This window comes from Bowmanella yangjiangensis (assembly GCF_017255015.1).
Classification (GTDB): Bacteria; Pseudomonadota; Gammaproteobacteria; order Enterobacterales; family Alteromonadaceae; genus Bowmanella; species Bowmanella yangjiangensis.
Genome location: NZ_JAFKCS010000622.1, coordinates 1 through 426, shown reverse-complemented (window position 1 = coordinate 426; position 426 = coordinate 1). Strand labels below are relative to the sequence as shown.

1 protein-coding gene is annotated in these 426 nt (G+C 70.4%); it reads left to right on the top strand.

Going from position 1 to position 426, the window contains the following annotated elements:
* Window positions 1-426 (top strand): hypothetical protein (locus J0A65_RS25970; protein ID WP_206597078.1); only part of this gene is annotated, 426 nt, incomplete at both ends.

Sequence of the window (426 nt, the reverse complement as noted above, 5' to 3'; positions counted from 1 at the left end):
ACTGATCTACGGCGTGCTGCCGATCTGTGGTCGCCAGCAGCTGGATGGTGGCGCATCGCGGGCCATCTGCGGCCCCCTGATGTATTACGAGGCCAGCCTGCAGCCGACTGCCGATGGCCAGGCCCAGTTGCTGGTCATCGATCCGCAGCAGGTGCGTGGCAACTGGCGTCTGCTGCGCAGCCTGTTCGACGAAGGTGGCGCGGACAGCCTGGACGGCCTGCCGTTGCCCAGCGGGGTGCTGGACGCCACGGCACTGGGCCTGTTGCTCGCCTGGGTGGCGCGCCATACGCAGGTGCGTGAGGTCAGCGAGGCGGCGGGCTTTCCCCGGCTGGTCGACGGCGAGGCGCTGGCTAAGGCCCAGCGCCGGCGCAGCCTGTCGTTGCAGGCGGGCGCCTTCGTCGCTCTGGTGCCGCGTGGCAGTGGCAG